This is a genomic window from Geothrix sp. 21YS21S-2 (assembly GCF_030846775.1).
Taxonomy (GTDB): domain Bacteria; phylum Acidobacteriota; class Holophagae; order Holophagales; family Holophagaceae; genus Mesoterricola.
This window is the reverse complement of sequence record NZ_CP132910.1, coordinates 716,283-741,760: the sequence shown is the minus strand read 5'-3', so window position 1 is coordinate 741,760 and position 25,478 is coordinate 716,283. Positions and strand designations below refer to the sequence as shown.

General features: G+C 68.8%; 24 protein-coding genes. 7 read left to right on the top strand and 17 right to left on the bottom strand.

Features of this window, described 5'->3' with window-relative positions:
• Positions 1-61: 61 nt before the first annotated feature.
• Complete coding sequence (locus tag RAH40_RS03340; protein ID WP_306600661.1) at positions 62-520, bottom strand: GNAT family N-acetyltransferase; 459 nt, start codon at positions 518-520, stop codon at positions 62-64.
• Positions 521-609: 89 nt separating this feature from the next.
• Here RAH40_RS03340 and RAH40_RS03335 point away from each other — a divergent pair, with 89 nt between their 5' ends.
• Entirely contained in the window at positions 610-1,578 is a 969-nt protein-coding gene (locus RAH40_RS03335) for a hypothetical protein (RefSeq protein WP_306600660.1), read from the top strand.
• Here RAH40_RS03335 and RAH40_RS03330 read toward each other — a convergent pair.
• On the bottom strand, positions 1,559-2,740 hold the full coding sequence (locus tag RAH40_RS03330; protein ID WP_306600659.1) for a GNAT family N-acetyltransferase: 1,182 nt from the start codon (positions 2,738-2,740) through the stop codon (positions 1,559-1,561). The two genes, RAH40_RS03335 and RAH40_RS03330, sit on opposite strands and share 20 nt — an antisense overlap.
• 161 nt (positions 2,741-2,901) lie before the next feature.
• Between RAH40_RS03330 and RAH40_RS03325 the strand changes: the two genes are divergently transcribed.
• From RAH40_RS03325 to RAH40_RS03300, 6 genes are all read left to right on the top strand, one after another.
• Complete coding sequence (locus RAH40_RS03325) at positions 2,902-4,467, top strand: peptide chain release factor 3 (protein ID WP_306600658.1); 1,566 nt, start codon at positions 2,902-2,904, stop codon at positions 4,465-4,467.
• Positions 4,468-4,549: 82 nt separating this feature from the next.
• Positions 4,550-4,852, top strand: a complete 303-nt coding sequence (locus RAH40_RS03320) for a hypothetical protein (RefSeq protein ID WP_306600657.1) — start codon at positions 4,550-4,552, stop codon at positions 4,850-4,852.
• A gap of 11 nt (positions 4,853-4,863) precedes the next feature.
• A complete protein-coding gene (locus RAH40_RS03315) occupies positions 4,864-5,373 on the top strand; it encodes a hypothetical protein (protein ID WP_306600656.1) in 510 nt (169 codons plus the stop codon).
• Positions 5,374-5,532: 159 nt separating this feature from the next.
• A complete protein-coding gene (locus tag RAH40_RS03310; protein WP_306600655.1) occupies positions 5,533-6,144 on the top strand; it encodes an outer membrane protein in 612 nt (203 codons plus the stop codon).
• Between the two features lie 45 nt (positions 6,145-6,189).
• Entirely contained in the window at positions 6,190-6,360 is a 171-nt protein-coding gene (locus RAH40_RS03305) for a hypothetical protein (RefSeq protein WP_306600654.1), read from the top strand.
• A 75-nt stretch (positions 6,361-6,435) separates the two neighbouring features.
• Complete coding sequence (locus tag RAH40_RS03300) at positions 6,436-9,489, top strand: serine/threonine-protein kinase (protein WP_306600653.1); 3,054 nt, start codon at positions 6,436-6,438, stop codon at positions 9,487-9,489.
• Positions 9,490-9,580: 91 nt separating this feature from the next.
• On the opposite strand, the gene RAH40_RS03295 is transcribed toward RAH40_RS03300, so the two are convergent.
• From RAH40_RS03295 to RAH40_RS03225, 15 genes are all read right to left on the bottom strand, one after another.
• Positions 9,581-10,819, bottom strand: coding sequence for an MFS transporter (locus RAH40_RS03295; RefSeq protein ID WP_306600652.1), 1,239 nt, complete (start codon positions 10,817-10,819; stop codon positions 9,581-9,583).
• A 258-nt stretch (positions 10,820-11,077) separates the two neighbouring features.
• Positions 11,078-11,824: a lysophospholipid acyltransferase family protein gene (locus tag RAH40_RS03290; RefSeq protein ID WP_306600651.1), complete on the bottom strand. Its 747-nt coding sequence runs from the start codon at positions 11,822-11,824 to the stop codon at positions 11,078-11,080.
• Positions 11,821-12,294: a hypothetical protein gene (locus tag RAH40_RS03285; RefSeq protein WP_306600650.1), complete on the bottom strand. Its 474-nt coding sequence runs from the start codon at positions 12,292-12,294 to the stop codon at positions 11,821-11,823. Before RAH40_RS03285 ends, RAH40_RS03290 begins: the two co-directional genes overlap by 4 nt.
• A gap of 10 nt (positions 12,295-12,304) precedes the next feature.
• The gene (locus RAH40_RS03280) at positions 12,305-13,237 is read right to left on the bottom strand and encodes an arginase family protein (protein ID WP_306600649.1); all 933 of its coding nucleotides are present in this window, start codon (positions 13,235-13,237) and stop codon (positions 12,305-12,307) included.
• 11 nt (positions 13,238-13,248) lie between these two features.
• On the bottom strand, positions 13,249-13,779 hold the full coding sequence (locus RAH40_RS03275; protein ID WP_306600648.1) for a GNAT family N-acetyltransferase: 531 nt from the start codon (positions 13,777-13,779) through the stop codon (positions 13,249-13,251).
• A 70-nt stretch (positions 13,780-13,849) separates the two neighbouring features.
• A complete protein-coding gene (locus tag RAH40_RS03270) occupies positions 13,850-15,715 on the bottom strand; it encodes a GGDEF domain-containing protein (RefSeq protein ID WP_306600647.1) in 1,866 nt (621 codons plus the stop codon).
• A 76-nt stretch (positions 15,716-15,791) separates the two neighbouring features.
• The gene (locus RAH40_RS03265; protein ID WP_306600646.1) at positions 15,792-16,202 is read right to left on the bottom strand and encodes a hypothetical protein; all 411 of its coding nucleotides are present in this window, start codon (positions 16,200-16,202) and stop codon (positions 15,792-15,794) included.
• A gap of 74 nt (positions 16,203-16,276) precedes the next feature.
• Entirely contained in the window at positions 16,277-17,281 is a 1,005-nt protein-coding gene (locus RAH40_RS03260) for an inorganic phosphate transporter (RefSeq protein WP_306600645.1), read from the bottom strand.
• A 7-nt stretch (positions 17,282-17,288) separates the two neighbouring features.
• Positions 17,289-17,939, bottom strand: coding sequence for a DUF47 domain-containing protein (locus tag RAH40_RS03255; protein WP_306600644.1), 651 nt, complete (start codon positions 17,937-17,939; stop codon positions 17,289-17,291).
• A gap of 288 nt (positions 17,940-18,227) precedes the next feature.
• Positions 18,228-18,938 (bottom strand): response regulator transcription factor, encoded by a 711-nt coding sequence (locus RAH40_RS03250; protein WP_306600643.1) that lies wholly within the window; start codon positions 18,936-18,938, stop codon positions 18,228-18,230.
• Positions 18,939-18,949: 11 nt separating this feature from the next.
• Positions 18,950-19,624, bottom strand: a complete 675-nt coding sequence (gene phoU / locus RAH40_RS03245; protein ID WP_306600642.1) for a phosphate signaling complex protein PhoU — start codon at positions 19,622-19,624, stop codon at positions 18,950-18,952.
• A complete protein-coding gene (gene pstB / locus RAH40_RS03240; protein WP_306600641.1) occupies positions 19,624-20,526 on the bottom strand; it encodes a phosphate ABC transporter ATP-binding protein PstB in 903 nt (300 codons plus the stop codon). Before pstB ends, phoU begins: the two co-directional genes overlap by 1 nt.
• Complete coding sequence (gene pstA, locus RAH40_RS03235; protein WP_306600640.1) at positions 20,526-22,073, bottom strand: phosphate ABC transporter permease PstA; 1,548 nt, start codon at positions 22,071-22,073, stop codon at positions 20,526-20,528. The genes pstB and pstA overlap by 1 nt, the downstream gene beginning before the upstream one ends.
• The gene (locus RAH40_RS03230; RefSeq protein ID WP_306600639.1) at positions 22,073-24,232 is read right to left on the bottom strand and encodes an ABC transporter permease subunit; all 2,160 of its coding nucleotides are present in this window, start codon (positions 24,230-24,232) and stop codon (positions 22,073-22,075) included. The genes pstA and RAH40_RS03230 overlap by 1 nt, the downstream gene beginning before the upstream one ends.
• Positions 24,233-24,251: 19 nt before the next feature.
• Positions 24,252-25,244 (bottom strand): PstS family phosphate ABC transporter substrate-binding protein, encoded by a 993-nt coding sequence (locus tag RAH40_RS03225; RefSeq protein ID WP_306600638.1) that lies wholly within the window; start codon positions 25,242-25,244, stop codon positions 24,252-24,254.
• Positions 25,245-25,478 lie beyond the last annotated feature (234 nt).

The window sequence follows — 25,478 nt, the reverse complement described above, 5'->3', positions numbered from 1 at the left end:
TTGCCTGCGTCAACGAACCGGGCTGGAGATCCGGGACACGTGCGATGACGAAGCCGGGCTTCTAGAAATTCAACCGGTAGAAGACCTGCCTGCCGTTCCAGCGCTTCGAGAAGGCGTTGAACCCGAGTTTCGCGTAGATGGCCGTGGAGGCGGCGTTGTTCTCGTTCGTGTCCAGGCACACCGAGGCGCAGGACCGCTCGCGGGCCATGCCCAGGGCGGCTTCCACCAGGGCCCTGCCGGCCCCGGCCCTGCGGGCACCGGGGTCCACGAACAGGTCCTCGAGGGTGGCTTCGGTGCCTCCGGCCCACATGGAATGGCGGTACCGAAGCAGGACGTAGCCGACCGGGACCTGCCCTTCCTGGGCGAGGCAGAACTCCGCGTCCTCCGAATCCAGGAGCCGGGCGATGCTCTCGGCGAACTGGGCGTCGCTGGGTCCGGACCGGCCGAGGTGGTCCCTGAAACCGGCCGCCAGGGCCGTGATGGAGGGAAGGTCCGCCTTGGCGGCGCGCCGGATTTCCATGGATTCCTCAAGAATCGGGGTGAAGATAAATGTTGGCAAATTCCGGTCGGCCCCGCAAGCTTGCGATAACCGTTACTACAGGAGTCGGCATGGGTTGGGTGAAGGAATGCGAACGCAGGATGCGCCACTTCCTGAAGGCGCGCGGCTACCGTTCCGCCCGGAGCGTCCGGAACATGGTGGAAGCCATGTGGATCACGTCGGAGCAGCAGCTCGCCCTCCAGGGGAACACGGCGGCCCGGATGGTCGTGGCGCTTCCCGTGGACGCCAACATCCAGGACGCCGAGTTCAGGTGCTTCTCCCAGTGGGGGGAGGACGGCATCCTCCAGTTCCTGGTGGCCAAGACGGGCGTGCGCGAGCGGACCTTCGTGGAATTCGGGGTGGAGGACTACCAGCAGAGCAACACCCGCTTCCTCATGCAGAACGACGGCTGGTCGGGCCTGGTCATCGACGGCTCGCCCCGGAATGTGGAACGCATCAGGGCCAGTCCCCTGTTCCCCCGGCACACCCTGAACCCCGTCGCCGCCTGGATCTCCAGGGAGAACATCAACGACCTCATCCGCGGAGGGGGGCTGGAAGGGCCGATCGGCCTGCTCAGCGTGGACATCGACGGGAACGACTACTGGGTCTGGGAGGCCATCGACGTGGTGGCCCCGGTCATCGTGGTGTGCGAATACAACAACCTCTTCGGCGCCCACCGCGCCGTGACCGTGCCCTACGACGCCGGCCGCGTCTGGGACGGCAGCCACGCCTACTGGGGGGCCTCGCTTCGGGCCCTGTGCCTGCTGGCGGAAAGCAAGGGCTACGCCTTCGTGGGGTCCAACAAGGCGGGCCTGAACGCCTTCTTCGTGCGGAAGGACCACCTGGGCGGCTTGCGGGTGGGCGACCCCGTGGCCGACTTCCGGCCCAGCACCTACCGCGAAGGACGGGATCCCCGGAACCCGTCCCGCTTCCTGGACCGGCGGGAGCGCCTGGAGGCCATCGCGGACCTGGAGCTGGTGGATGTGGAACGGGGCGAGCGGGGGAAGGTTCGCGACCTGCTCACAGCGGAATTCGGCTGAGCGCCTTCCGTTCCCGCAGCCAGCGCGCCAACCTGCGCACCGGGCCGAACCGCAGCTTGAGCAGGGCGGTGAGCAGCCGGCCCCGCCAGCCTCCGGTGCCCACGTACGCCAGTTGCAGCGTCACCTGCTCCGTGCGCCACCCGCGCAGCCACGGCGCATCGCTCACCAGGTCGAGGCGCTGGATCCCAGGGTCCGCGCAGCAGAGCTCGATGACGCGCGCGAGGAGCACCTGCCCGGAGGAAACCCGGGCGAAGGCGGGATCGTAGGCGGTCTTGAGGGCCGAGAAGACCGCCCCCGTCCGGGTGCCCAGGATCGAGGCCAGGCAGCGTCCTTCGGCGTACAGCGCGTGGATTTCGAACCGGTCGGTCTCCCCCCGCAGCGTTCCGGCCAGGGCCGCGAAGAAGGCGGGCTGCCTGCGGCGGAACTTCACGGCGGTTCCGGCGGCGCCTTTCCAACTGGAGGCCTCCACCTCCAGGAAGGTGCTGAATTCCCGCTCCAGCTCCCGCGGTTCGCGGGCGATGACGAAGTGGACGTCGGCAAGGCCTGCCAGCCGCTTCCGGGCGGTGTTCAGGTTGTGGCGGAAATTTCCGGACAGGCCCGCCAGCAGATCTCCGTAGGGGCTGCCGCAGTCCATGAATCGCACGCTCTCCTTGGGATCCAGGCAGGGGGGACCCAGGCTGCGCAGGCCCTCCCAGAAGGGGGATCCGGACGGCAGCGGACCCATGACCAGCAGGGGCCGGCCCTCCGGCTCCCGCCGGACATGGGCCGCCAGGGCCGGGAGGAAGCGCCGGCGCGCCTCGTCGTCGGTGCAGAGCACATCGGCCTGGTGGCTGTGCTTGAGCCAGAGCACGCCCCACGTCGGCACCGGCATGCCCAGGCGCATGTCCATCCGCGGTTCCAGCAGGCAGATGCCCCGCACCTCCCGGCCGTCGCCCAGTGCGAGGCACCGGAGCTGGTCCGGGTCCCCCATGATGTGGTCCACGTGGGCCGCGCAGGCCTCGAAGGACATGAAACTGGTGCGCAGCGGCAGGCCTGCCCAGATGCGGCGCCAGTCCCCCTCCAGCCGCTCCAGGCCCGCCCGGCCGCGGAATTCCTGGATCTCCCAGACCGCCGCGCGGGTTCCGGGCCGATAATCACGGATTTCCATGTCGGTAATTACCATGCGCAATCCTTGTGGCCCAAGACTGTTTGACAGTATGGAAGTATGGCATGAATTTCAAAAAAGCAAGGCGCACCTGCCGATTCCAGGCAGGTCATCGCGGGTAGAATGAAGGTGAGCGGCCGCCGCCAACCCGGCGCCGCTCCCTTTTTGTGACGGAACCCATGCATCTGAACGAAGAAATCAAGCGCCGACGCACCTTCGCCATCATCAGCCACCCCGACGCGGGCAAGACCACCCTCACGGAAAAACTCCTGCTCTACAGCGGCGCCATCGACCGAGCCGGCAGCGTCAAGGGCCGCGAAGGGGCGGGCCACGCCCAGAGCGACTGGATGGAGATCGAGCAGGAGCGCGGCATCTCCGTCACCTCCGCCGCCATGCAGTTCGAGTACCAGGACCACGTCATCAACCTCCTGGACACCCCCGGCCACCAGGACTTCAGCGAGGACACCTACCGCGCCCTGACCGCAGCCGACAGCGTCGTGATGCTCCTGGACTGCGCCAAGGGCGTGGAAGAGCAGACCAAGAAGCTCTTCCGCGTGGCCCGTGAGCGGGCCCTGCCGATTTTCACCTTCGTGAACAAGCTGGACCGCCCCGGGCGGGAGCCGGTGGAACTCATCGACGAGGTGGAGGAGCTCTTCGGCCTGCACGCCGTGCCCATGACCTGGCCCATCGGTTCGGGCACGGACTTCAAGGGCGTCTATGTGCGCGCCACCGGCCAGATCCAGGTGTTCGAGCGGACCAAGGCCGGCCGCAAGGCCCGCGTGGCCGGGGAAGGGGGCCTGGACGACCCCGAGATCAAGGCCCTGCTCACCCCCGCCGAGCTCCAGCAGCTGCGCGACGACGTGGACCTCATGGACCACGTGCTGCCCCCCTTCGACATGGAGGAATTCCTCGCCGGGCGGCAGTCGCCGCTCTTCTTCGGCAGCGCCCTGAACAACTTCGGCGTGGCCGAATTCCTGGAGGAGTTCCTCGCCATGGCCCCGGCGCCCCACGCCCGCCCCCTCATGGACGGCGGCGAAGTGCCGGTGGACGCCCCCTTCACGGCCTTCGTCTTCAAGGTGCAGGCCAACATGAACAAGGCCCACCGGGACCGGGTGGCCTTCGCCCGCATCGTCTCGGGCCGCTTCGAGCGGGGCATGGACGCCCTCCACGTGCGCGGCGCCAAGAGCATCAAGCTCAACTACCCCCACATGTTCTTCGGCCGCGAGCGGGTCATCGTGGACGAGGCCTTCCCCGGGGACATCCTGGGTCTGATCAACCCCGGCATGTTCCGCATCGGGGACGTGCTGAGCGCCGCGGGCCCCGTGGAGTTCCACGCCGTGCCGCGCTTTTCCCCCGAGCAGTTCGTCTCCGTTCGCCTGGCGGATCCCGGGGCCCGCAAGGGCTTCCTGAAGGGCGTGCAGCAGATTGCCGAGGAGGGCGTGGTGCAGGTGTTCTGGCCCCGGGGCGGCGCGCCCCTGCCCATCCTGGGCGCCGTGGGCCGCCTGCAGTTCGACGTGCTCCAGCACCGCCTCAAGACCGAGTACGCCTGCCCGGTGATCATGGAGCCCCGCAGCTTCCAGATGGCCCGGTGGCTCCAGGGCGGCTGGCCCGAGCCCAGCCGGTTCTGGGGGGAGCTGGTCGAGGATGCCGACGGCAACCCCGCCATCCTCTTCGAGAACGACTGGCAGCGCCGCACCACCAAGGAGAAGAACCCCGACCTCACCTTCCTGGATCATCCGCAGTAGGTATTAATTCTTATTGAAGCCTGGGCGAATTACGCTTAGGTTGAACGCAAGCCCAGCCGATACCAGGGTAGGAGATTCAGGAATGCGACAGGAGATCAAGCCGGAAGACCTGATCGTCACGGAGAACGACGGCACGCGCCGCATCAACCACGATGTCCTGGAATCCTACGGCCTCTTCAACCTCCCGAAGTCCATCATGCGCAGCGCCCTGATGGTCTACTACGACAACGCCGCCCGCCAAGGCCGCGTGGCCGCCCAGACCGTCCGCACCTTCATCAGCCTCGCCAGTTCGATCACCCGCTTTCCCAAGCCCGTCGCCATCAACTTCACCCGGGGCGCGGCCTACCGGCGGAACATGCGGATGCTCCGGCGCTACAGCCGCTGAGGGCCGGGATTGTGAATGCCCGGACGGTCCTGCCCCTGGTCTGCGCGGTTCTTCTCCTGGGCTGCGTCCGGGACAAGCCCTACGCCTTCGACCAGCCGAACCTGCGGGTCCACGCCACCTTCCCCGGCGAACCCCGGATGGCCATCTACCCGGAGGACACGCCCTTCGGCATCATCCAGTGGCACAGCTTCGCCTACACGCCCCCCGGCCGCATGGACCTGAACTTCCGGGTGGACGTGGGCAACCTCCCCCCCGGCACCCAGGGCGGGGACACCATCCCCGCCGCGCTCGCCACCTACCAGGGCTTCCTGGCCAAGCGCCTGGGCGGCGCCATCGAGCGCACGGATCTGCCGCCGGACCGCGGCCCGGGTTTCCAGTACCGGGCCCAGGCCAACCCCACGGCCCGGGTTGAGGGCATCGTGATCCTCAAGCGGGGCCGCCTGCACCACGCCCAGGCCACCGTGGAGCGTGCGGACGATCCCAGGCTCCGGGTGTTCATGGACTCCTTTACCGTCGACTAGGGTCAATTATTAAATGATTAATTGAAAACGGCCTGCACTGGCGAGTGGTATCTGCAATATCACTTGGCAACTATTGATATGCCGCTTGACATTAAATTATTAATTTATTATCTTCAGGGTGCCATCCCGGCCAATCCCGGCCGCCCTGGAGCCAACGTCATGAAGTCGCTCGTCCTTTCGACCCTCATCCTCGGTGCCACCTCCCTTTCCGCCGCGGACTTCACCGGCGGCGTGCAACTCGGGCCCGCCTTCCCCCAAGGGGACATGAAGCTCCTCACGGACGGCAACACCGGAGCCCAGCTGGTCCTCTTCGGCCGCTGGGACCTGGGCGGCGGCCACGCCCTCCGCGCACGGCTGGACGGCACCTCCGCCAAGGGCACCCCCAGCTCGTTCAACACTCCGGTCGGGAAGGTGGTCAACGGGCCGCGGGCCGAGGTGACCTCCACGCTTGGAACGTTGGGGGCGGACTACCTCTACTACGTCGACGGGACGACCGGCAAAGGCTTCTATGCGGGCGGCGGCCTGGCCTTCGGTTCCAGCCACGTGGAGCTGGAACTGCCCCTGCTCGGGGGAGGCTACTACAAGCATGGCCGTTCTTCGGATGCCCTGGCCTACGGCCTCTACGCCGGCTACCAGTTCAATTCGCACTGGAGCGTGGAACTGACCTACCGCGCCTCGACCTTCAAGGCGGACATCACGGTCGGCAACAGCGTCGGCTCCTTCAAATACAGCATGCCGATGGTGGCCCTGGTGGCCGGGTACACCTTCTAGGAACCGCACTCCGGCCGGATCCCGCTCCGTCCGGGGCGGGATTCTTTGGCCCGTTCGCGGCAGGTCGGAAGGTACCAGGACCTGGTGGCCGGATGCAACGGCGACGCCAAGGCCGCCGCCACCCTCCCCATGACCGGGAAGATCGAGCAGATCGTCCAGCTCCCGGAGTATCCCGGGAGCCTGGCCCGGGCGGACGGAAAATCCAAGGTAGACTGAAGGCATCGTTGGGATGCCTGAATGGGAAGTGCGGACAAGCCGAAGAGCTCCTCGCCTGGATGGCTGGAACCGACGTTGGCGTGGACCGGTGCCGGACTTCCTCCGCAGTCCTCCCATGACGAACCCACCCTCGCGGATACCGTGGCGGAACGCCCCCTGACCCTGCCCGAGTGGCTTGGACAGGCCGAAGATCAACCGGGGCGCCAGGTGGGGCGCTTCGTCCTGGGCCCGCTGCTGGGGGAGGGCGGCATGGGGCGGGTCTACCAGGCCTACGACGCCTCCCTCCACCGGATCGTGGCCCTCAAACTGGTCAGGAACCAGGATCCCCAGATCCTGGCCCGCTTCGAGCAGGAAGCCCGGGCCCAGGCGCGGGTGGACCACCCGAACATCTGCAAGGTCTACGAAGTGGGCCACTTCGAGGGGGTCCCCTTCATCGCCATGCAGTACGTCGAAGGCGGCAACCTGGCCCAGCGGGGGCCGGGCCTGGACCTCCGCGACAAGGTCCGGATCATCACCCTGGCCGCAGGCGCACTGGAGGCCGCCCACCAGGCCGGGCTCATCCACCGGGATATCAAGCCTTCCAATATCATGCTGGAGGACCGCCCCGAAGGCGTGACGCCCTTCCTGATGGACTTCGGGCTGGCCCGGGAACAGGAGGGCGGGTCCCTCACCATCGATGAGCAGGTGCTGGGCACCCCGGCGTACATGGCTCCGGAGCAGGCCATGGGCGTCTCCGGGCGCATCGACGCCCGGGCCGACGTCTACGCCTTGGGCGCCACCTTCTTCTTCCTGCTTGCCAACCGTCCCCCCTTCCGGGGACCCAGCGCCGCCCAGACCCTGGTCGCCCTGTCCGGGGACGAGGCGCCCGGCCTGCGGACGCTGGTGCCGGACCTGCCGCAGGACCTGGCCGTCATCGTGCACAAGTGCCTGGAGAAGGAACCGGACCGGCGGTACGCCAGCGCCCGCCTCCTGGCCGAGGACCTGGGCCGGTTCAGCCAGGGCGAGCCCATCCTGGCCCGGGCGCCCTCGCTGTTCTACCTGGTGGGCAAGAAGGCCCGCAAGCACAAGGTGGCCACCCTCGTCCTCGCCCTGGCCGCGTTGCTGGGTGCGACCGCCTCCGCCTGGAACGTGCGCACCACCCTCAGGGCCCGGGCCCAGACGGAGCTGGCCCGCCGGTTCGGGGAGCAGGTGAAGGACCTGGAGTGGTCCCTGCGCCTGGCCCATCTCCTCCCCTGCCATGACCTCGGCCGGGACCTGGCCCGGGTGAGGCGGGCCATGGGGGCCATCCGGGCCGAAATGGCCGCCCAGCCGGGTCTGGCGGAGGCGCCGGGCGCCTATGCCCTGGGGCGGGGTCACCTGGTGCTGGGCGAATACCCGGAGGCCCGGCGCGAACTGCTGCGCGCCTGGCAGCTGGGTGCCCGCGGGCCGCAGGTGGCGCAGGCGCTGGGGTCCGCCTTGGGGGAGCTCTACCGCCGGGGCCTGGAAGAGGCCGAGCGCGAGCCCATCGGGGACGCCCGCACGGCCTTGAGGCTGGAGCTGGAGCGGAAATTCCGGGATCCGGCCCTGGAGTACATCCGCCTGGCCGGGGACGAACCCTACCTGAAGGGCCTGCTCGCCTATTATGAAGGGCGCAACGGGGATGCGGCGCGCCTGGCCCGGGAGGCCCTGGACGCGGACCCGGCCTTGTTCGAAGCGCACAAGCTCATGGGCGACGCCGCCCTGGACGAGGCCGAGACGGCCTTCCAGCGCGGACTCGCGCAGGAGGCGGCCGCGGCCGCGGCGCATGCGGCGGACGCCTTCGGAACCGCCCTGACCATCGCCCGGAGCCATCGGGAACTCTACCTGGCGGAGGCGCGCCGCTGCGTGCTGGCACTGAAGCTTGCCCACCAGCGCACCGGAACCCTGGACCGGTCCCGTCTGGACGAGGCCCTGGCCCGGGTGGACCAGGCCCTGGTCTGCGACCCCACCGCCTCCGGCACCCAGCTCGTGCTGGCGCAGATCTGGAGCACCTGGGCCGAGGCCCTCCGGCACCGGGGGCAGTCGCCCATGGAGGCCAACGGCAAGGCCCTGGAGGCCGCCCGCAGGGCGGCGCTGACCGATCCCGGCACGGGCCCCCTGATCGTGATGGCGGCCCTCCAGCGCTCCAACGCCGAGTACATCCGGTACCACGGGGGCGATCCGGACCCCTGGATCCAGGGCGCCTCGGCCCACTTCCAGCGGGCCGCCGACCTGGAGCCGGGCAACACCACGGTCCTGCGCGGCCACATCCTGCTCTGCTTCGTGGCCGCCGACGACGCCCGGCGCAAGGGCAGGGACCCCCGGGCCACGGTGGAGGCGGGCCTCGCCCTGGGTGCGAAGCTGGTGGAACTGCAGCCGGGCCTGGCCAGCAACCACGACTGGGTGGGCGGCCTGGCGGGAGCCGAGGCCGAGTATCTCCTGGATCACGGGCGTGACCCCGGCCCCTGGTTCAGCCGGTCCCTGGAAGCCTTCGGGAAGGCCATGGCCATCAACCCCCGGGACCAGCCACTCCTGAACAACGCAGCCTATTACACGGCACGGCTCGGCCAGTGGGAGCTGGAGACCGGGCGGCCTTCGGGCCCGACCCTGGCCCGTGCCCTGGACTTCGCCCGCCGCACGGTGCTCCTGGACCCCAAGGCCAGCCTCGGGTACGGCACCTGCGCCCTGGCGGCGCGGGTGATGGCCGAGCAGGAGCTGAAGGCGGGCCGGAACCCCATGCCCTTCGTGCGGGAGGGGGAGGCCGCCTGTGTGAAGGGCGAGGCCCAGGATCCGACGTTCTACGACAACCCCCTCCAGGCGGGCCTCCTCGCCCTGGTGGAAGCCCGTTGGCTCGCATCCCAGCACACCTCGCCGGAACCGGCCCTCTCCTCGGCCCTGGCGCGGCTGGAGCGGGCCCGGACCCTGAACCGGTTCCCCGGGTGGGAAACGGACCTGGCCCTGGCCCGGGGCCAGCTGCTGGGGGCGGACCTGCTTCCGGCCCGGGCCGCGGCGCTGCGGGCGGCCGCGAAAAAGCTGATGGCGGGGGTGGCGCGCAGGGATCCCGGGCTGCAGCCGCTGCGGGACCTGGAAGCCGCCGCGGGCGGCAGGACCCCGCCCAGCCGGACGACCTGATCTGGGCCACGTCGCTCGCCGTTGAACATTCTCATAGGAGCCTGTCCATCCCCCGCACCTGCGGCAGGGCAGTCGCTTGAATCGGTCCCGGTCAGTTCCCGGCGACAGCCTCGGGCTCGGCCGGAACACCCCGGTGCGCCGCCATGGAGCGCTTTTCGAGGTCGGGCAGGAACCAGGCCAGGAGACCGATGAGTGGCAGGAAGGAACAGACCTTGTACACGAAGAAGATATCCGTGAGATCCGCCAGGCGCCCCAGCAGGGCCGCGCCGATGCCGCCCATGCCGAAGGCGAATCCGAAAAAGAGTCCCGAGATGGTCCCCACCCGCCCCGGCACCAGTTCCTGGGCGTAGACGAGGATGGCCGAGAAGGCCGAGGCCAGCACCAGCCCGATGACCACCGAAAGCACCCCGGTCCAGAAGAGGTTCGCCCGCGGCAGCAGGAGAGTGAAGGGCAGGATGCCCAGGATGGACACCCAGATCACGTATTTGCGGCCGATGCGGTCCCCCACGGGCCCCCCCGCCACGGTGCCCGCGGCCACGGCGCCCAGGAACACGAAGAGATGGATCTGCGCGTTCTGCACCGAAACATGGAAGCGGCTCATGAGATAGAAGGTGTAGTAGCTGGTGAGGCTGGCCAGATAGAAGTACTTGGAGAAGATGAGGGCCATGAGGATGGCCAGGGAGGCCGCCACCTTGCGCCGGCCCAGCGGGGAAGGGGGATGGGACCCGGCCGATGCCAGGTGCCCCTGGGCCCTGCGGCGGTACCAGCCTCCCACCTTGAGGAGCACCCCCATGGCCAGGAGGGCCGCCAGGGCGAACCAGGCGATGCTGGTCCGGCCCCGTGGAAGGATGAAGAAGGCTGCCAGCAGGGGCCCCAGGGCGCCGCCGGCGTTGCCGCCGACCTGGAAGAGGCTCTGGGCCAGGCCGTGCCGCCCGCCCGAAGCCATGCGCGCCACCCGGCTGGACTCCGGGTGCAGGACCGCGGAACCCATCCCCATGAGGGCCACCGCCACCAGGATCAGGCCGAAGGAGGGGGCCCGCGCGAGCAGCAGGAGCCCCCCCAGGGTGAACCCCATCCCCACCGGCAGGGAGAAGGGCTGGGGCCGGCGGTCCGTCACCAGCCCCACCACCGGTTGCAGCAGGGAGGCCGTGAGCTGGCCCGTAAGGGCGATGAGCCCCACCTGGGAAAAACTCAGTTGGAAGGAACTCTTCAGGATGGGATACATGGCCGGGATGAGCGACTGCATCATATCGTTGAGGAAGTGGCAGAAGCTGATGGCCATGACGACCCTCACAACGAGTGTGGCTGGCTTGGGGTCGTCAGGCTGCATGGGCGGGTTCTCCTTCTCCCATGCTATATGGGCCGCGCCCAGGTTCTTTGCCTTCCTGGTCAATGACCGGGTGGACGTGCACGCTCGATCAACCGGTTCAACTCGGCAAGCACCAGGGGATCCAGAAAGAAGTCGTGCCCTCGATTCGCCAGACGGACCAGCCGCACCTTCTGGCCGAGTTTCACGGCAGCCGCCTGGAACGATTCACTGAGCCTTGGGGGAGTCGTCCGGTCCTGGCTGCCCACCACCAGGGTCACCTCAACCGCGGGCGACAGGCCCTCGACCAGGTCCAGGGGGGAAAGGGCAACAATCCCCGTTCAGGTGGCGGCGGATGGAATCCACGAACCCGTCCTCGCTGGCAAAGGCGGCGGGCTCCAGGACCTCCCCCGGCAGCACCGTGATCCGCGTGCGCCTGGCCCGGGCCAGGCCCTGCAGGTGCGGCAGCAGCGTCGCGTCGCCCACCCAGGGGTAGTGCGGATCGGCGCCCGCCAGGCGGAACGGCAGCACCGGGATGCCCAGGCGGTAGGCCATGCGCAGGCCGCCTTCGCGCAGGGGTGCGAGGTCCCCGGCGGTGGTGGTGCCTTCGGGGAAGAGGAGGAAGGGCAGGCCGCCCCGCAGGTCCCGGCGCAACGTCTTGAGGGCGGCGGCGCGGCTGAAGAGGCTGTCGCGGTCCACGAAGCGCAGGCCCGCCTTGCGGGCCCCGGAACCGATGAGGGGATAGGCTGCAACCTCGGCCTTGGCCAGGGCTCCGCTGGGGCGCAGGCTGAGGAAGACGACGGGGTCCAGCCAGCTGAGGTGGTTCGAGACCCACAGCTGGCCGCCCTCGGGCACGGGCGCGGCGAGGGTGGCCTCCACCCCCAGGCGGCGCAGGAGCCGGCGGGCCCAGCAGTGCAGGGCCCACTGGGGACGGCTGCGCCAGCCCATGGCGCCGCTGGCCAGGGCCGCCCCGCCCAGGGCGCCCAGGAGCCGAAGGGCGGGCGCGGGGTGGCCGGCGGGGTAGTTCACGGGGCGATGCCGACGCCGTTGCGGTCCTGGATGAACCGCAGGATGGCGGAGCGGTCCGCCACGGGAGGCTTCTTCTCCCAGGGGCAGCCGCGCTTCCAGAGGCCCAGCATGTCCTCGGGGCAGCCCACCTTCTCGTAGATGGTCTCCACCGCCACCGCCAGCGCCTCGGCGGTGAGGGGGGCCTCCATGACGTCGCGCAGCAGGGCCACGCGCCAGCGGTCCTGGGCCGCGGCCCAGCGGCGGCCGCCGGGCCTGGGCACCTTGCCCGTGGCCTCGCGGCTGGCCTCCCACAGCGCGGCCTCGAAGAGCTCCCGGGCCTCCAGGGCGGCCAGGGCCATGGGGCCCAGGGGGCCGTGGGCCAGGAGCCAGTCCTGGATCTCCAGCGGGCTGAGCAGGCCGAAATCGTAGCCCGTCACGAGCTCGTCCCAACCTACGGTGGTGCCTTGACGTTCGAGCAGCGAGAGCCACATGGGGAGCCTCCTAGCTGAGCAGTTGAAGGGCGATGTGGGCCGCCACCCGGGCGCTGTCGTCCGCGCCGGGGAGGGTGGGGGCCAGTTCCATGATGTCGGCGCCGACCCACGCCACGTTCCGGAGGCAGGCCAGCAGGGTGAAGACGTCCAGCACCGAGAGGCCGCCGGGGACGGGCTCGGCCACGGCGGGGCAGAAGGCGGGGTCCAGCACGTCCAGGTCCACGCTCACGTAGGCCGGCACCTGGCCCACCCGGGCGATGTCGCCCTGGAGCTGCGACAGGAGCCGCGGGTCCTTGAGGTCCATGGGCGTCCACATGCGCACGCCGGCGTTGAGGAGGAAGACGATCTCCTCGCTGTCGAAGCGGGGGGCGCGGACCCCCAGCTGCACCGTGTGCCGGGGGTCCACCAGGCCTTCCTGGATCGCGCTCCGGAGCCAGGTGCCGTGGTGGTGCCCGGTCCCCCAGACCTCGCCCGTGCCGGCGTCGGGGTGGGCGTCCAGGTGCAGGAGGCCCAGGGGCCCGCGCCTGCGGGCATGGGCGCGCAGGGCGCCCAGGGTCATGAGGTGGTCGCCGCCCAGGAGGAGGGTCCGGGCCCCCTCGACGACCCACCCGTTGACCGCCTCCTCCACCGCGCCCAGCGCCTCGGCGATGCTGAAGGGCCGGGTGGGGATGTTGCCGCCGTCCACCCAGTCCAGGGCCGCCAGGGTCCGGCCCCCCAGGTCGTGGCCCTGGAGCCGGAACGGCATGGCCGCGCGCCCCAGGCCCAGGGTGGCCGCCCGCAGGGCCCAGGGCCCCATGCGCGCCCCGGGGCGGTTGAGGACGCCGCCGTCGAAGGGGGCTCCCAGCACGACGCCGGGCACGGGAGAGGGCTCCAACTGGAGGGGCAGGCCCAGGAAGGGGGTGAGGCCCGTGCGCAGGGCCGTGAGCAGAGCTTCCGGATGCATTCGCGCTCCGCTCAGGAAACCAGCTTCAGGCGGGAATACCGCGCCCGGAGGCGGTCGATGTCCTGCTTCTCGATGACCGACCACAGCCGCACGTCGCCGGGGTGGTAGTAGTCCCGCGCCTCCGCCACCACGCGAGCGCCCAGGGATGCGTGGATGGACCGGGCGTCGTGGTTCCCGGGCTCCACCAGGAAGCGGCAGGACTCCATGTCCTCGGCAAGGAGCTTCTTCACCATGGCGCGGATCAGGAGGTAGTTGACGCGCGTCTTCTGGTAGTCGGGATGCACGGCCAGGGTGGCGCAGTAGACCGCCTTGCCGTTGGGGAAGTTGAGCACGTAGCCCGCGGGCCGGTCGCCGTCCATGGCGATGAAGCACCAGTCCGAGTAGAAGTCCGTGCAGAGCCTCTGGTAGTAGGGGCAGAGCTCGCCCACCTCGTCCTGCTCCCAGATCTCGCGCTCGAGGCGCTGCAGATGGGCGAAGTCGGCGGGCGTGAGGGGGCGGATGTCGTAGCGGGGCTGCTGTTGTTCCGTGAGCGGGATTGCCATCGGATCACCTCCTGCTTCAAGGATGGGGTCCGGGCGTTACAGGCGAACGCCCTGGCGGCAACGGCCCGGATCATTCCTGGGACATTCCTGTTAAACGCCGCGGCTGGCGGCGTTCCACGAAGAGGACGGAGCCCTCCAGGCCCTTGGCCTCCTTCTTGGCGACGGCCGCGCTGGCGGAGATCTCGTGGTGGTTCGCGAACTGGCCCGGCCACGCCTTAACCGCGCCCACGCTGAGGCTCAGCAGGGGGTGCACCACCTGGCGGCGGGAGCGGTCCTCGCCCACGTAGCCCCGCGACTCGAGCTCCCCTTCGCTGAAGAACCTGGCCAGCCCCGCGTCGAAGGCCTCCAGCAGGCTCGTGCAGCGCCGCTCCCAGTCGGCGCTCCGGAACACCATCATGAAGTCGTCCCCGCCGATGTGTCCGACGAAGTCCAGGTCGGGCTCGCACACGGAGCGGAGCAGGTCCCCGGTCCACTGGATGACGTCGTCGCCGCGCCGGTAGCCGTGCACGTCGTTGTAGGGCTTGAAGTGGTCCAGGTCGCAGTAGCACGCCACGAAGGGGACGCCCTGGTGGAGCAGGTCGTCCAGGTGCTCGTTGATGGGGACGTTGCCGGGGAGGCCCGTGAGCGGGTTGGCGTAGCGGGCCGCCTTGATCTGCATCTGCGTGATCTCGCGCATGAGGTCGTGGCCGCTGCCCATTCCTGCGTAGAAGCCGTTCCGGGTGAGGATGTAGCCGTGGAGGATGTGGCGGGGATCGGACTCCACGATGAGCCGGCTCACCTCGTGGAGGCTGGTGCCGTGGTCGAGCACCAGGATGTCCCGGTTCATGATGGCCTCCACCGGCTTCTTCCCGTACACCTCCCGGGAGAAGGGCTTGAACATCATGTCCATGAACACGTGGCGGTTGATCAGGCCCACGGGGATGCCGTCGCGGACGACGGGAATGGACTGCAGGTCGGAATCGGCCTGGAAGAGCTTCTCCACCTTCCCGTTGGGGGTGTCCGGGGCCAGGGCGGGCACCTCGACCATGAGCCGGGCCGCCGTGGAGCGCCCGTCCCGGATCCAGCCGGAGCCGTCGGGGTCCCGGCGCCGGAACAGGCCCGGGGCCGCGGCGGCCTGGGGCAGGGGCGCGGGGCGGCCCAGGAGGTAGCCCTGGCCGAAGTGCAGGCCCAGGTCCCGCACCACGGCGAGGTCCGCCTCCAGCTCGATGCCCTCGCCCACGACCTTGGCGCCCGTCTTGGAGGCGATGTCGCACAGGGACTTCAGGAACTGGAGCTTGACCGGGTCCCGGCTCACGCCCTGGATGAAGTGCATGTCGACCTTCACGAACTCCGGGCGCAGCTCCGACCACAGGCGCAGGCTGGAGAAGCCCTCCCCCAGGTCGTCCAGGGCGATGGCGAAGCCCAGCTTCCGGAACAGGGCGATGGCCTTCACCAGGATGCCGAGGTCGTGGATGGGCAGGGCCTCGGTGAGCTCGATGACGATCCGGCCCGGGGGCACCCCCAGCTCCTCCAGCCCCTGGATGGGCAGGAGGGAGCTCTGGGCCGCCGTGGCCAGGCTCCCGGGGCTCATGTTCAGGAACAGCTTCTGGGCGGCCCCGCTGGCCGCATAGGCCCGCACCAGGGTCCTGCAGCAGGCGCACTCCAGGTCGTAGAGCTGGTTCGTGAGGCCGGCCACCTTGAACAGGCTGGCCGGAGCGTGGAGGAGTGTGTCCGAGGGACCCCGGATCAGCCCCTCGAAGGCCAGCACCGCCCCGGTCTCCAGGTCCACGATGGGCTGGAAGTGGGGCTTGAGGCGGTCTTCCGCGAGGATGGCCCTGAGCTGGTCGCCCAGACCGATCATCCCGTCCGCGGTGCCGGCCGGATGGCTGCGGGCGCCCGCATGGAGGGCCAGTCGGGCCCTGCTGGTGGCCAGGGAGAGGGAGGCGAGGGGGACCATGCCTCCAGTTTCACGCCCCGCCGTCCCGGGCGTGGGGCGGCGGTGGAACTTGGGTGTTAATACGGCGGGCATGGGGCTACCGGACCCGGGAGATCTTCAGGAGGGCGTCCGACAGGGTGACGCCGGAGGCCTGGACGTTCTTGAGGCTGACGAGGATGACGGGCCTGCCCTTCTCGAGGACGATGGCGATCCCCGCCCCATCCTTGAGCATGGCGGCGTCGCCGGCCACCACCAGCTTGCCGTCGGCCAGGTAGTCCTTGAGCTGCTCGCCGTTGGCCGCCCAGGCCACCGGGGCCTTGGCGTCCGGAGACACGCCCCCCTTCTTGAGCTGCATGGACAGGTCCATGTCGCGGCAGGCGATGCGCCCGGGCGCCCCGGCGCTGGTCGTGACGACCTTGAGAAAGGGCATGAGCTCGGCGGGGGCCACCTGGGGCGGTGCGGCCAGGGCCACGGTGACGAAGAGCAGGGCGGCGGGAAAAAGGGTCATGGCTCCATCCTTGGAACCAGTGTTCCCGACCCGTGTCTCCGCTTTAGATTGGAACCGTTAATTCCCTGTGATTTCTACCTTACGAACAGGGGGTGGATCAGCCGGAGGGTCCCGTAGGCGATGCCGAAGCTGCAGGGGATCGTCAGCACCCAGGCCACGAAGATGTTCCCGGCCACGCCCCAGCGCACCACATTGGCGTTCATGGTGGCCCCGACGCCCATGATGGCCCCGGTGATGGAGTGGGTGGTGGAGACGGGGATCCCGAAGTGGGCGGTGGTGAACAGCACCATGGCCGCGGCGGTCTCGGCGGCGAACCCGTGGATGGGCCGCAGCTTGACGATGCGGCTGCCCATGGTCTTGATGATGCGAAGGCCGCCGCTGGCGGTGCCCGCGGCCATCATGCCCGCGCACCCCAGCTTGACCCACATGGGCACGGCCACCTGGTGCCCGGGGAGGACGGTCATCTTCCCGTAGATGATGAGGGCGAGGCAGATGACGCCCATGGCCTTCTGGGCGTCGTTCTGGCCATGGGTGAAGGCCATGGCGCTGGCCGAGACCAGCTGCAGCTTCCGGAAGGCGTTGTTGATCTTCCTGCCCGAGGTGTGCCTGCAGATCCATTGGATGAGCAGGATCAGGATGGCCCCCATGAGGAAGCCCAGCATCGGGGACACGAAGATGAAGAGGGTGATCTCCTCCAGCTTGGTCATGTGGAGCGCCCGGAAGCCCGCGTGGGCCACCACGGCCCCGGCCAGGCCGCCCATGAGGGTGTGGCTGGTGCTGGAGGGGATGCCGAAGTACCAGGTGCCGAGGTCCCACAGGATCGCGGCCGTGAGGGCCGCGATGAGCACTTCGGGCACCACGAACTGGGAGTCCGCGATCCCCTTGGCGATGGTGGTGGCCACGTGGGTGCCCAGCAGGGCCCCGCCGAAATTGAGGCAGGCCGCCATGACGATGGCGTTGCGGGCGGACATGACCCCCGTGGAGACCACGGTGGCGATGGCGTTGGCGGTGTCGTGGAAGCCGTTGATGTAGTCGATGGCCCAGGCCATCACGACGATGAGGATGAGCGTCGGGATCATGGCGCGCTCAGGCGTTGCGCATGACGGTTGAGCTCACGACCTTCGAGACGAGCTCGATGCGGTCGGTGGCGTCCTCCAGGAGGCTGAGGATCTCCTTCCACTTGATGAGCTCGATGGGATCCTTGGGGTTCTCGAAGATTTCGGCCAGGGCGGCGTGGTAGACGGCGTCGGCCTGGTTCTCCAGCTCGTTGCAGTACTGGATGCGCTTGTTGATGTCCTTGCCGTTGGACATGTTCCGGAGGTGGCCGATGAGGGGCTTGATCTCCTCGGCGCCGGCGACGATGAGCCGCCCCAGCTCCACGGCCGTGGGCATCACGGCGGTGATCTTGTAGAGCACCAGCCGCTCGCAGACCCCGTCCAGGCAGTCCACGACGTCGTCGAGGCAGTGGGCCAGGTGGAGGATGTCCTCGCGTTCGATGGGGGTCATGAAGGTTCGGTTCAGGCGGTCCACGATCTCGTGGGTGATCTCGTCGCCCACGTGCTCGAGGTCCTTCATCTTGCGGCGCATCCCGGCCCACTCGCCGGGGGTCTGGCGGGACTTGAACTCGGCCTCGAAATGCTTGGCGGAATCCACGAGGTTGGAGGCGGAGGCTTCGAGCAGGTCGAAAAACACCATTTCGTGGGGTTTCAACCAGCTGATGAGTGAGTTCAAGGACATCGGGACTCCTGAAAGACCAATGTCTCCATTGTGCCTTGGGAAGCCCCGGTACCCTAGCCGGAATGGCCGGCAGTGGGGCGCATTGCCGGTTTTTCCACACGGCAGGCCAGATTCCTGATCTGTTTCCCCCAGCGCCTCAGCGAAACCTCCGCGCCTCTGCGTTTGATTCCCTTCTGTGCGATTCCGGACGATCGGGGCTCACCCAAGCAGTCAGTGATTCATGGAAAAGAACTAAACGCTGGGGCGCAGAGGGTTCACAGAGGCGCTGGGGAAAAATGCGGCAGGAGATCAGGCGTCCACGCTTCCCAGCCGGTAGCCCACGCCGACCACCGTCTCGATGAGGCCCGCGGCCTCCCCCAGCTTCGACCGCACCCGCCGCACGTGCGCGTCGATCGTCCGGCTCTCACCCAAGTATTCCAAACTCCATACTTGCTGCAAAATCTTTTCCCGGCTCAGGACCCGCCGAGGGTTCTGGAGGAAATACGCCAGCAGCTCGAACTCCCGGCGGGTCAGTTCCATGGCCTCCCCGTTCACCCGGGCGATGTGCATGTCCAGGTCCACGCTGATCGGGCCGAAGGTCATCTGCTGGACCTTGCTGGGGGCGTCGATGAAGGCGGCCCGGCGGAGGATGGCCCGGATGCGGGCGACCAGCTCCCGGCTGGAGAAGGGCTTGGAGATGTAGTCGTCGGCCCCCAGCTCCAGGCCGAGCACCCGGTCGATCTCCTCGTTGCGGGCGGTGACCAGCACCACCGGCAGGGCGCGGTAGCTGGCGTCGGCGCGGATGGCCCGCAGGACGTCCAGGCCGTCCACGTCGGGCAGGGTCAGGTCCAGCAGGGCCACGTCCAGGCGGGAGGCCTGGCCGGAGGAGGACTGGGCGATGAACCGGAGGGCCTCGCGGCCGGTGCCGAAGGCGCTCAGGGAGAAGCCCTCCCGCTTGAGATGCTGTTCCAGCCCCAGCCGGATGTCGGCATCGTCTTCGAGGAGGAGGAGGTGGGGCATCGGGACTCCGGTCAGCCTTCGGGGGGGGTCTGCAGGTAGGGGTGCTTCACGCTGACGCCGCCGATGATGAAGAGGACCTCCTCGGCGATGTTGGTGGCCTGGTCGGCGATGCGTTCCCAGTTCTTGATGACGATGATGAGGTGGCTGGCCCGCTCGATGGTCAGGGGATCGGCCAGCATGAGGCGCAGCAGCTCCCGGTTGATCTGCACGTAGAGCGCGTCCACGGAATCGTCCGAGGCGATGACGGCCCTGGCCAGCTCCGCGTCGCCGTTCACGAAGGCGTCCACGGCCCGGCGGACCATGGAGAGGGTCTCCTCCCCGAGCCGGCGCAGCGAGTCGCCCAGGTCCAGGGGGAGCAGGGGGTTCAGGATGAGGGCCCGCCTGGCGATGTTGGTGCAGTGGTCGCCGATGCGCTCCAGCTCCGGCACGATCTTGAGCGTGGAGGCGATGAGCCGCAGGTCCGAGGCGAAGGGCGCCCTCAGGGCCAGCAGGTCGATGCAGGCCTGGTCCAGGCGCAGCTCCAGCTCGTCGACGCCCTTGTCCAGGTCGTTGACCCGGCGGGCGTCGCCGTCGTTGCGCTCCATGAGCGAATTATGGGTCAGGAGGATCATCTCCTCCACCTGCCCGGCCATGGCCAGGAGGCTGAACTTGAGATCCCTGAGCTCGTTGTCGAAGTGGCGCGCCATTAACCGAATCTCCCGCTGATGTAATCCTCGGTCATCCGCACCCTCGGATTGGTGAACAGCATTTCCGTAAGCCCGGTCTCGATGAGCTTACCCATCCAGAAGAACGCCGTAAAGTCGCTTACGCGGGCGGCCTGCTGCATGTTGTGGGTCACGATGACGATGGTGTAGTCCCGCTTGAGCTCGAAGATCAGTTCCTCGATGCGGCTGGTGGCCAGGGGATCGAGCGCCGAGCAGGGTTCGTCCATGAGGAGCACCTCGGGCTGGACGGCCATGGCCCGGGCGATGCACAGGCGCTGCTGCTGGCCGCCGGAAAGCCCCAGGCCGCTCTCCTTGAGCCGGTCCTTCACTTCGTCCCAGAGCCCGGAGGCGATGAGGCTGCGCTCCACCGCCTCGTCCAGGACGGTCCGGTCCTTGACCCCCTGGATGCGCAGCCCGTAGGCCACGTTTTCGTAGATGCTCTTGGGGAAGGGGTTGGACTTCTGGAACACCATGCCCATGCGCTTTCGCAGGCTGATGACGTCCACGCCCGGGGCGTAGATGTCGTCCTCGCCCACCTTGACGCTGCCCTGGATGCGCACGTTGCCGATGAGGTCGTTCATGCGGTTGATGCACCGCAGGAGGGTGCTCTTGCCGCAGCCCGAAGGCCCGATGAGGCTCATGACCGAGTGCTCGCGCACCTCCAGGTCGATGTTGAACAGGGCCTGCTTGGGGCCGTAGAAGAGGCTCACGTCCTCGATGTGAAGCAGGGCCTTGGCGTCCAGGACCGCTGAGTCCGTGAGGGGGACGTCGGTCTTGCGGGCCGTGACCGGGGGAGCCGGCGGCTGGGTTTCCGGGCGGGCGGGCACGGGCTCCGGCACGGCTGGGTGGGAATCGAATTCCGTCATGGCTTCTCCGGCGGGCATCAGAAGGCTCCTCCGCCCATTCTCGCCCGCAGTCGGCTGCGCAGGCGAAGGGCGAACAGGTTGAGTACCACCACCACCAGGAGCAGCAGCAGTGCGGTCATGAACACCATGGGCTTGGCGGCCTCGCTGTTGGGGCTCTGGAAGCCCACATCGTAGATGTGGAAGCCCAGGTGCATGAACTTGCGGTCCAGGTGCAGGAAGGGGAAGGTGCCGTCCAGGGGCATGGAGGGGGCCAGCTTCACCACGCCCGTGAGCATGAGCGGCGCCACTTCGCCGGCGCCCCGCGCCATGGCCAGGATCAGGCCCGTGAGGATCCCCGGCATGGCCCCCGGGATGACCACGTTCCAGAGGGTCTGCCAGCGGGTCGCCCCCAGGGCGAGGCTCGCCTCCCGCTGGCTGCGGGGAACGGCCGCCAGGGCCTCCTCGGTGGCCACGATCACCACCGGCACCGTCAGGAGGGCCAGGGTGAGGGCGGCCCAGAGGATGCCGCCGGTGCCGAAGGTGGGCGTGGGCAGCTTCTCGGCGAAGAACAGCCGGTCGATGCCGCCGCCCACGAAGTAGACGAAGAACCCCAGCCCGAACACGCCGAAGACGATGGAGGGCACGCCGGCCAGGTTGTTCACGGCGATGCGCAGGGTCCGCAGGACCCAGCCCTGCGATGCGTACTCCCGCATGTAGAGGGCCGCCATCACGCCCAGGGGGACCACGAGGATGGACATGAGGAGCACCATCATCACGGTGCCGAAGATGGCCGGGAAGATGCCCCCCTCGGTGTTGGACTCCCGGGGATCGTCGGCCACGAACTCCCAGAGGCGGGACAGGTAGGCGCCGGTCTTGCCCAGCACGCCCAGGGCGTTGGAGGGCACGACCCGCACCACGGAGGCCAGGGGGAGGGTCTTGGTCTGGCCGTCCACGGCCTCCAGGGTCACGGTGACGGCGGCGGCCTGGGCGCGCAGGAGGTCGAGGCGGGCCTCGGCGGCGTCGTACTGGGCCTGGAGGGCCTGCATGCGGGCCTCCAGGCCCGGCTTGCGCTTCATCTCCAGGCGCAGGTCCTCCATCCGGCGGTTGAGGCCGCCGATCTCGGACTTGTCCAGGCTCCGGATGTGCCGGCTCAGGGCCAGGGCCGCGGGCCGGAGGCGGTCGAGGTTCTGCATGGGGTCGCCGGGCAGGGCCTGCCCGTCCTTCTCGAGGCTCCTGACCCGGCCGTAGAAGGGGCCGTATTCCAGCCGCTCCACCACCACGGCGTCGGCGGGGGCCGTCAAGGGGCCCAGCTCGGCGCGGGGCACCCAGCGGTAGTCCTGGCCGAACAGGTCCCGGTTGCCCACGTGGAACTGGACCTTGTCGGGCTCCTGGCCGGTGATCTCGCCCAGGATCGGGCCCTGGGCGGTCGCCGCCGCCACGATGGGCCCGGGCCAGAAGAACCCCAGGCCCTTGGCCCCGATGTAGCCCACCAGCCCGAAGATCATCAGCAGGGAGAAGGCCAGGGTGGCCCCGGAGAACCAGATCAGGGCGCTGCCCCGGCGCCACCATTCGCGAAGGTTCGTCATCAGAATGACTCGTAGCGCTTGCGCAGATGCTGGCGGACCAGCTCGGCGGCGGTGTTGAGGAGGAAGGTCAGGCAGAACAGGAGGGCGGCGGTGAAGAAGAGGAGCCGGTAGAGGCTGCCGTGCACCGGGGCCTCGGGCGTCTCAACCGCGATGTTGGCCGCCAGGGTGCGCATGCCGTTGAAGGGGCTCCACTCCATCACCGGGGTGTTGCCCGTGGCCATGAGCACGATCATGGTCTCGCCGATGGCCCGGCCCAGGCCCACCATGACCGCGGAGAAGATCCCGGGGCTGGCGGTGGGCAGGACCACGCGCCACGCGGTCTGCCAGGGGCTGGCGCCGCAGGCGAGGCTTGCCGAGGTGAGGGACTTGGGCACGGCGCTGAGCGCGTCCTCGCTGATGGTGAAGATGATGGGGATCACGGCGAACCCCATGGCGAAGCCCACCACGAGGCTGTTGCGCACGTCGTAGGTGACGCCGTGGGCCGCCAGCAGCCAGTTGCGGTAGTCGCCCCCCATGAAGATCCGCTCGAAGCGCGGCCCCAGCCAGGTGGCCAGGGCGAGGCCCGTCAGCAGGAGGGGGATGACCCAGAGCACTTCCCACCCCGTGCCCCAGCCCAGGCGGATGCGCCGGGGCAGGCGGCTCCAGGCCGGGAAGACGGCCAGGGCCAGCAGCAGCGTGACCCCCGGCAGGATCAGGACCATGACCGCCGAGCGCTCGAAGAGGGGCGCCAGCACCAGCCCGGCCAGGAAGCCCAGCACCACGGAGGGCAGGGCGGCCATGATCTCGATGAGGGGCTTGATGGTGTCCCTGAGCCTGGGCGAGGCGAACTGGCTGGTGTAGAGGGCCCCCAGGATGGCCAGGGGCAGGGCGAAGATCATGGCGTAGAGCGTGCCCTTGAGGGTGCCGAAGAGCAGCGGCATCAGGCTGAGCTTGGGTTCGGAGTCGTCGGACCCGCCGCTGCTCTGCCAGACGTACTCGGCCTTCGGGTAGCTCTCGTAGTGCACCTTGCCCCAGAGGGTGCGCATGCTGATCTCCGGGTGCGGGGCGTCCAGGGTCCAGGAGCGCAGGCCCCCGGCGGCGTCCGCGGCGAGGATCAGGTCGCCCCGGGCCGTGAGGGCGCCGGACCGGATTTCGCCGCCCCGGGCCTCGAAGAGCCTGTTCTCCGTGGTGAGGTGGTCCACGGCCACCATGCCCGCGGACCACGCCAGGAACCGCTTGTCCCGCTGCCCCGCCATGAACCCCTTCACGGCCCCCGCCATGGGCTTGAACCGGTGGAATTCCTGAAGGGTGGTGGAACCGTCCCGGTTGAGCACCTGGAACGCGGCCAGGGAGCCCTTCTCCCCGCCCACCAGCAGGGCGGCCCGCCCCAGGTCGAAGCCCAGGGCCGTGACCGGCTCCCCGAGGGAGCCCGAGGCCGCCAGGGCCGTCTCGTCCCCGACGCTGAAAGCGAGAACCCCGCCCTGCGGGGTTCCGGCGAAGAGCATGGCGCCGTCGGCGCTCCACTTCGCGCAGGTCGCCGGGCCCTCCAGGGGCACCGGCTTCCAGGCGGCCGGCGCGGCCGCGTCCCCGGAAACCTCGGCCCACACGAGCCGGCCCTGGCCGTCCCGGGCCGCGATGCGCCAGGTGGCCGCAGGCGCGATTCCCGAGGCCGGCATCTCGCGGGTGTGCAGCAGGGCCGTGATTCCGCGGGCGGGCTGGAGCCCCTTCCACTCCACGGCCGGGCTCCAGCTGGCGGGGTCCCTGTCCTCGGCTGGCTTGACCCAGCCGAGCGCGCCGAAGGCGATGCGGCCGTCGGAACCCAGGGCGGCCAGGGCCCCCTGGGCGTTGATGGGGGTGTGGGAAAGCCAGGGCAGGGCGGGGCCCCCGGAGGGGACCGGCACTTCCCGTCCCTTGGCGAAGGCGCGGATCCCGGCGGCGGGATCCGCGGTCAGGATCCCCTCGCCGCTTTCGTCCGCGAACAGGGACGCGGACGCGGGCAGGCGCCCCGGGGCATGTTCCTGGACCCGGGGCGCGCGGAAGATGGGGTAGGCCTCCTTGCCGATGAAGACGAGGATGCCCAGCACGGCGGCGATGATGGTCATCCCCCCCAGGGTGATGACCCAGTCCATGACCCGGTCCAGGCGCTTGGCCCTGTTCAGGATGGAGGAAGCGCTGCGCATGCTGGGCTGTTCCCTTCGGCTACTTGAGGTTCTTGAGCTGCTCGTCGACCATCTTCTTGGGGAGGGGGTAGTAGCCGTCCTTGATGACCACGCCCTGGCCTTCCTTGCTGAGGATGAAGGTGATGAACTGCTTGACCAGCGGATCCAGGCCCTTCCTGGGATCCATGTTCACATAGATGTAGAGGGCGCGGGCCAGGGGGTAGTTGCCGTTGAGCGCGTTCTCGTAGGTGGCCTCGAAGGCCTTGCCGCCGTTCTTGGCGGGGTTGGAAAGGGGCACGGCGCGCACCTCGGAGGTCTTGTAGCCGATGCCCGAGTAGCCGATGGCGAACTTGTCGGTGCCCACGCTCTGCACCACGGAGCTGGAGCCGGGCTGCTCCTTGACGGTGTCCTTGTAGTCGCCGTTGCCCAGCACGTGCTCCTTGAAGAAGCCGTAGGTGCCCGAGGCGCTGTTGCGGCCGTAGATGGAGATGGGCTTGGAGGCCCACTCGCCCTTCAGTCCGAGCTTGGACCAGGCGGAGATGTCCTCCACGCCGGACTTGCGGGTCTTGGAGAAGATGCCGTCCAGCTCCTTGACGGACAGGGACTTGATCTTGTTGTCCTTGTGGACGAAGACCCCGAGGGTGTCCAGGGCCACGGAGATGCGGGTGGGCTTGTAGCCGAACTTCTTTTCGAACTGGTCGATCTCGCCGGCCTTCATCTCACGGCTCATGGGGCCGATCTGGGAGGTGCCGGAGATGAGGGCCGGAGGGGCGGTGCCCGAGCCCTTGCCTTCCACCTGGATCTTCACGCCGGGGTAGCTGCCCTTGAAGGCCTCGACCCAGTAGGTCATGCAGTTGTTCAGGCTGTCGCTGCCGACCGAGTTGAGGGTGCCGGTCACGCCCGCGACCTTCTTGTAGGCCTGCAGCTTGGGGTCCACCTTCACGACCGCCTGGGCGGAAAGGGTCCCCCCCATCGCGAGGACGACGGCCAGACTCAGGATGTTCTTCATGGGATGCTCCTTGGGCAACGTCATTCAGCATCCTCCGCGGGTTCAACCATGTTGAGACACGCATGTTACTTCCGTGTAACCGGCCACAATTTTTAACTTCGGCCTCCAAAGCGAATATTTTGGGGAATTTACCTGATGTCCTCTTGCCCTTGGGCCCCGGCGATGGGACAATGCCCCTAGCCAAAGCGGGCCGGAGCCAGCGCGTCACTTTGGTAAATCCCTATCCGGGACGGTCTTAAGGAATCGAGACCCCCCAAT

Excerpts from the sequence above, each read along its gene's own strand:
- RAH40_RS03250 (WP_306600643.1), bottom strand. The coding sequence starts at position 18,938 with ATGCCCCACCTCCTCCTCCTCGAAGACGATGCCGACATCCGGCTGGGG.
- RAH40_RS03330 (WP_306600659.1), bottom strand. The coding sequence starts at position 2,740 with ATGGTAATTACCGACATGGAAATCCGTGATTATCGGCCCGGAACCCGC.
- RAH40_RS03310 (WP_306600655.1), top strand. The coding sequence starts at position 5,533 with ATGAAGTCGCTCGTCCTTTCGACCCTCATCCTCGGTGCCACCTCCCTT.
- RAH40_RS03265 (WP_306600646.1), bottom strand. The coding sequence starts at position 16,202 with ATGACCCTTTTTCCCGCCGCCCTGCTCTTCGTCACCGTGGCCCTGGCC.
- RAH40_RS03275 (WP_306600648.1), bottom strand. The coding sequence starts at position 13,779 with ATGGCAATCCCGCTCACGGAACAACAGCAGCCCCGCTACGACATCCGC.
- RAH40_RS03285 (WP_306600650.1), bottom strand. The coding sequence starts at position 12,294 with ATGTGGCTCTCGCTGCTCGAACGTCAAGGCACCACCGTAGGTTGGGAC.
- RAH40_RS03325 (WP_306600658.1), top strand. The coding sequence starts at position 2,902 with ATGCATCTGAACGAAGAAATCAAGCGCCGACGCACCTTCGCCATCATC.
- RAH40_RS03335 (WP_306600660.1), top strand. The coding sequence starts at position 610 with ATGGGTTGGGTGAAGGAATGCGAACGCAGGATGCGCCACTTCCTGAAG.
- RAH40_RS03255 (WP_306600644.1), bottom strand. The coding sequence starts at position 17,939 with ATGTCCTTGAACTCACTCATCAGCTGGTTGAAACCCCACGAAATGGTG.
- RAH40_RS03230 (WP_306600639.1), bottom strand. The coding sequence starts at position 24,232 with ATGCGCAGCGCTTCCTCCATCCTGAACAGGGCCAAGCGCCTGGACCGG.
- RAH40_RS03295 (WP_306600652.1), bottom strand. The coding sequence starts at position 10,819 with ATGCAGCCTGACGACCCCAAGCCAGCCACACTCGTTGTGAGGGTCGTC.
- RAH40_RS03340 (WP_306600661.1), bottom strand. The coding sequence starts at position 520 with ATGGAAATCCGGCGCGCCGCCAAGGCGGACCTTCCCTCCATCACGGCC.
- RAH40_RS03320 (WP_306600657.1), top strand. The coding sequence starts at position 4,550 with ATGCGACAGGAGATCAAGCCGGAAGACCTGATCGTCACGGAGAACGAC.
- pstA (WP_306600640.1), bottom strand. The coding sequence starts at position 22,073 with ATGACGAACCTTCGCGAATGGTGGCGCCGGGGCAGCGCCCTGATCTGG.
- pstB (WP_306600641.1), bottom strand. The coding sequence starts at position 20,526 with ATGCCCGCCGGAGAAGCCATGACGGAATTCGATTCCCACCCAGCCGTG.
- phoU (WP_306600642.1), bottom strand. The coding sequence starts at position 19,624 with ATGGCGCGCCACTTCGACAACGAGCTCAGGGATCTCAAGTTCAGCCTC.
- RAH40_RS03280 (WP_306600649.1), bottom strand. The coding sequence starts at position 13,237 with ATGCATCCGGAAGCTCTGCTCACGGCCCTGCGCACGGGCCTCACCCCC.
- RAH40_RS03270 (WP_306600647.1), bottom strand. The coding sequence starts at position 15,715 with ATGGTCCCCCTCGCCTCCCTCTCCCTGGCCACCAGCAGGGCCCGACTG.
- RAH40_RS03260 (WP_306600645.1), bottom strand. The coding sequence starts at position 17,281 with ATGATCCCGACGCTCATCCTCATCGTCGTGATGGCCTGGGCCATCGAC.
- RAH40_RS03225 (WP_306600638.1), bottom strand. The coding sequence starts at position 25,244 with ATGACGTTGCCCAAGGAGCATCCCATGAAGAACATCCTGAGTCTGGCC.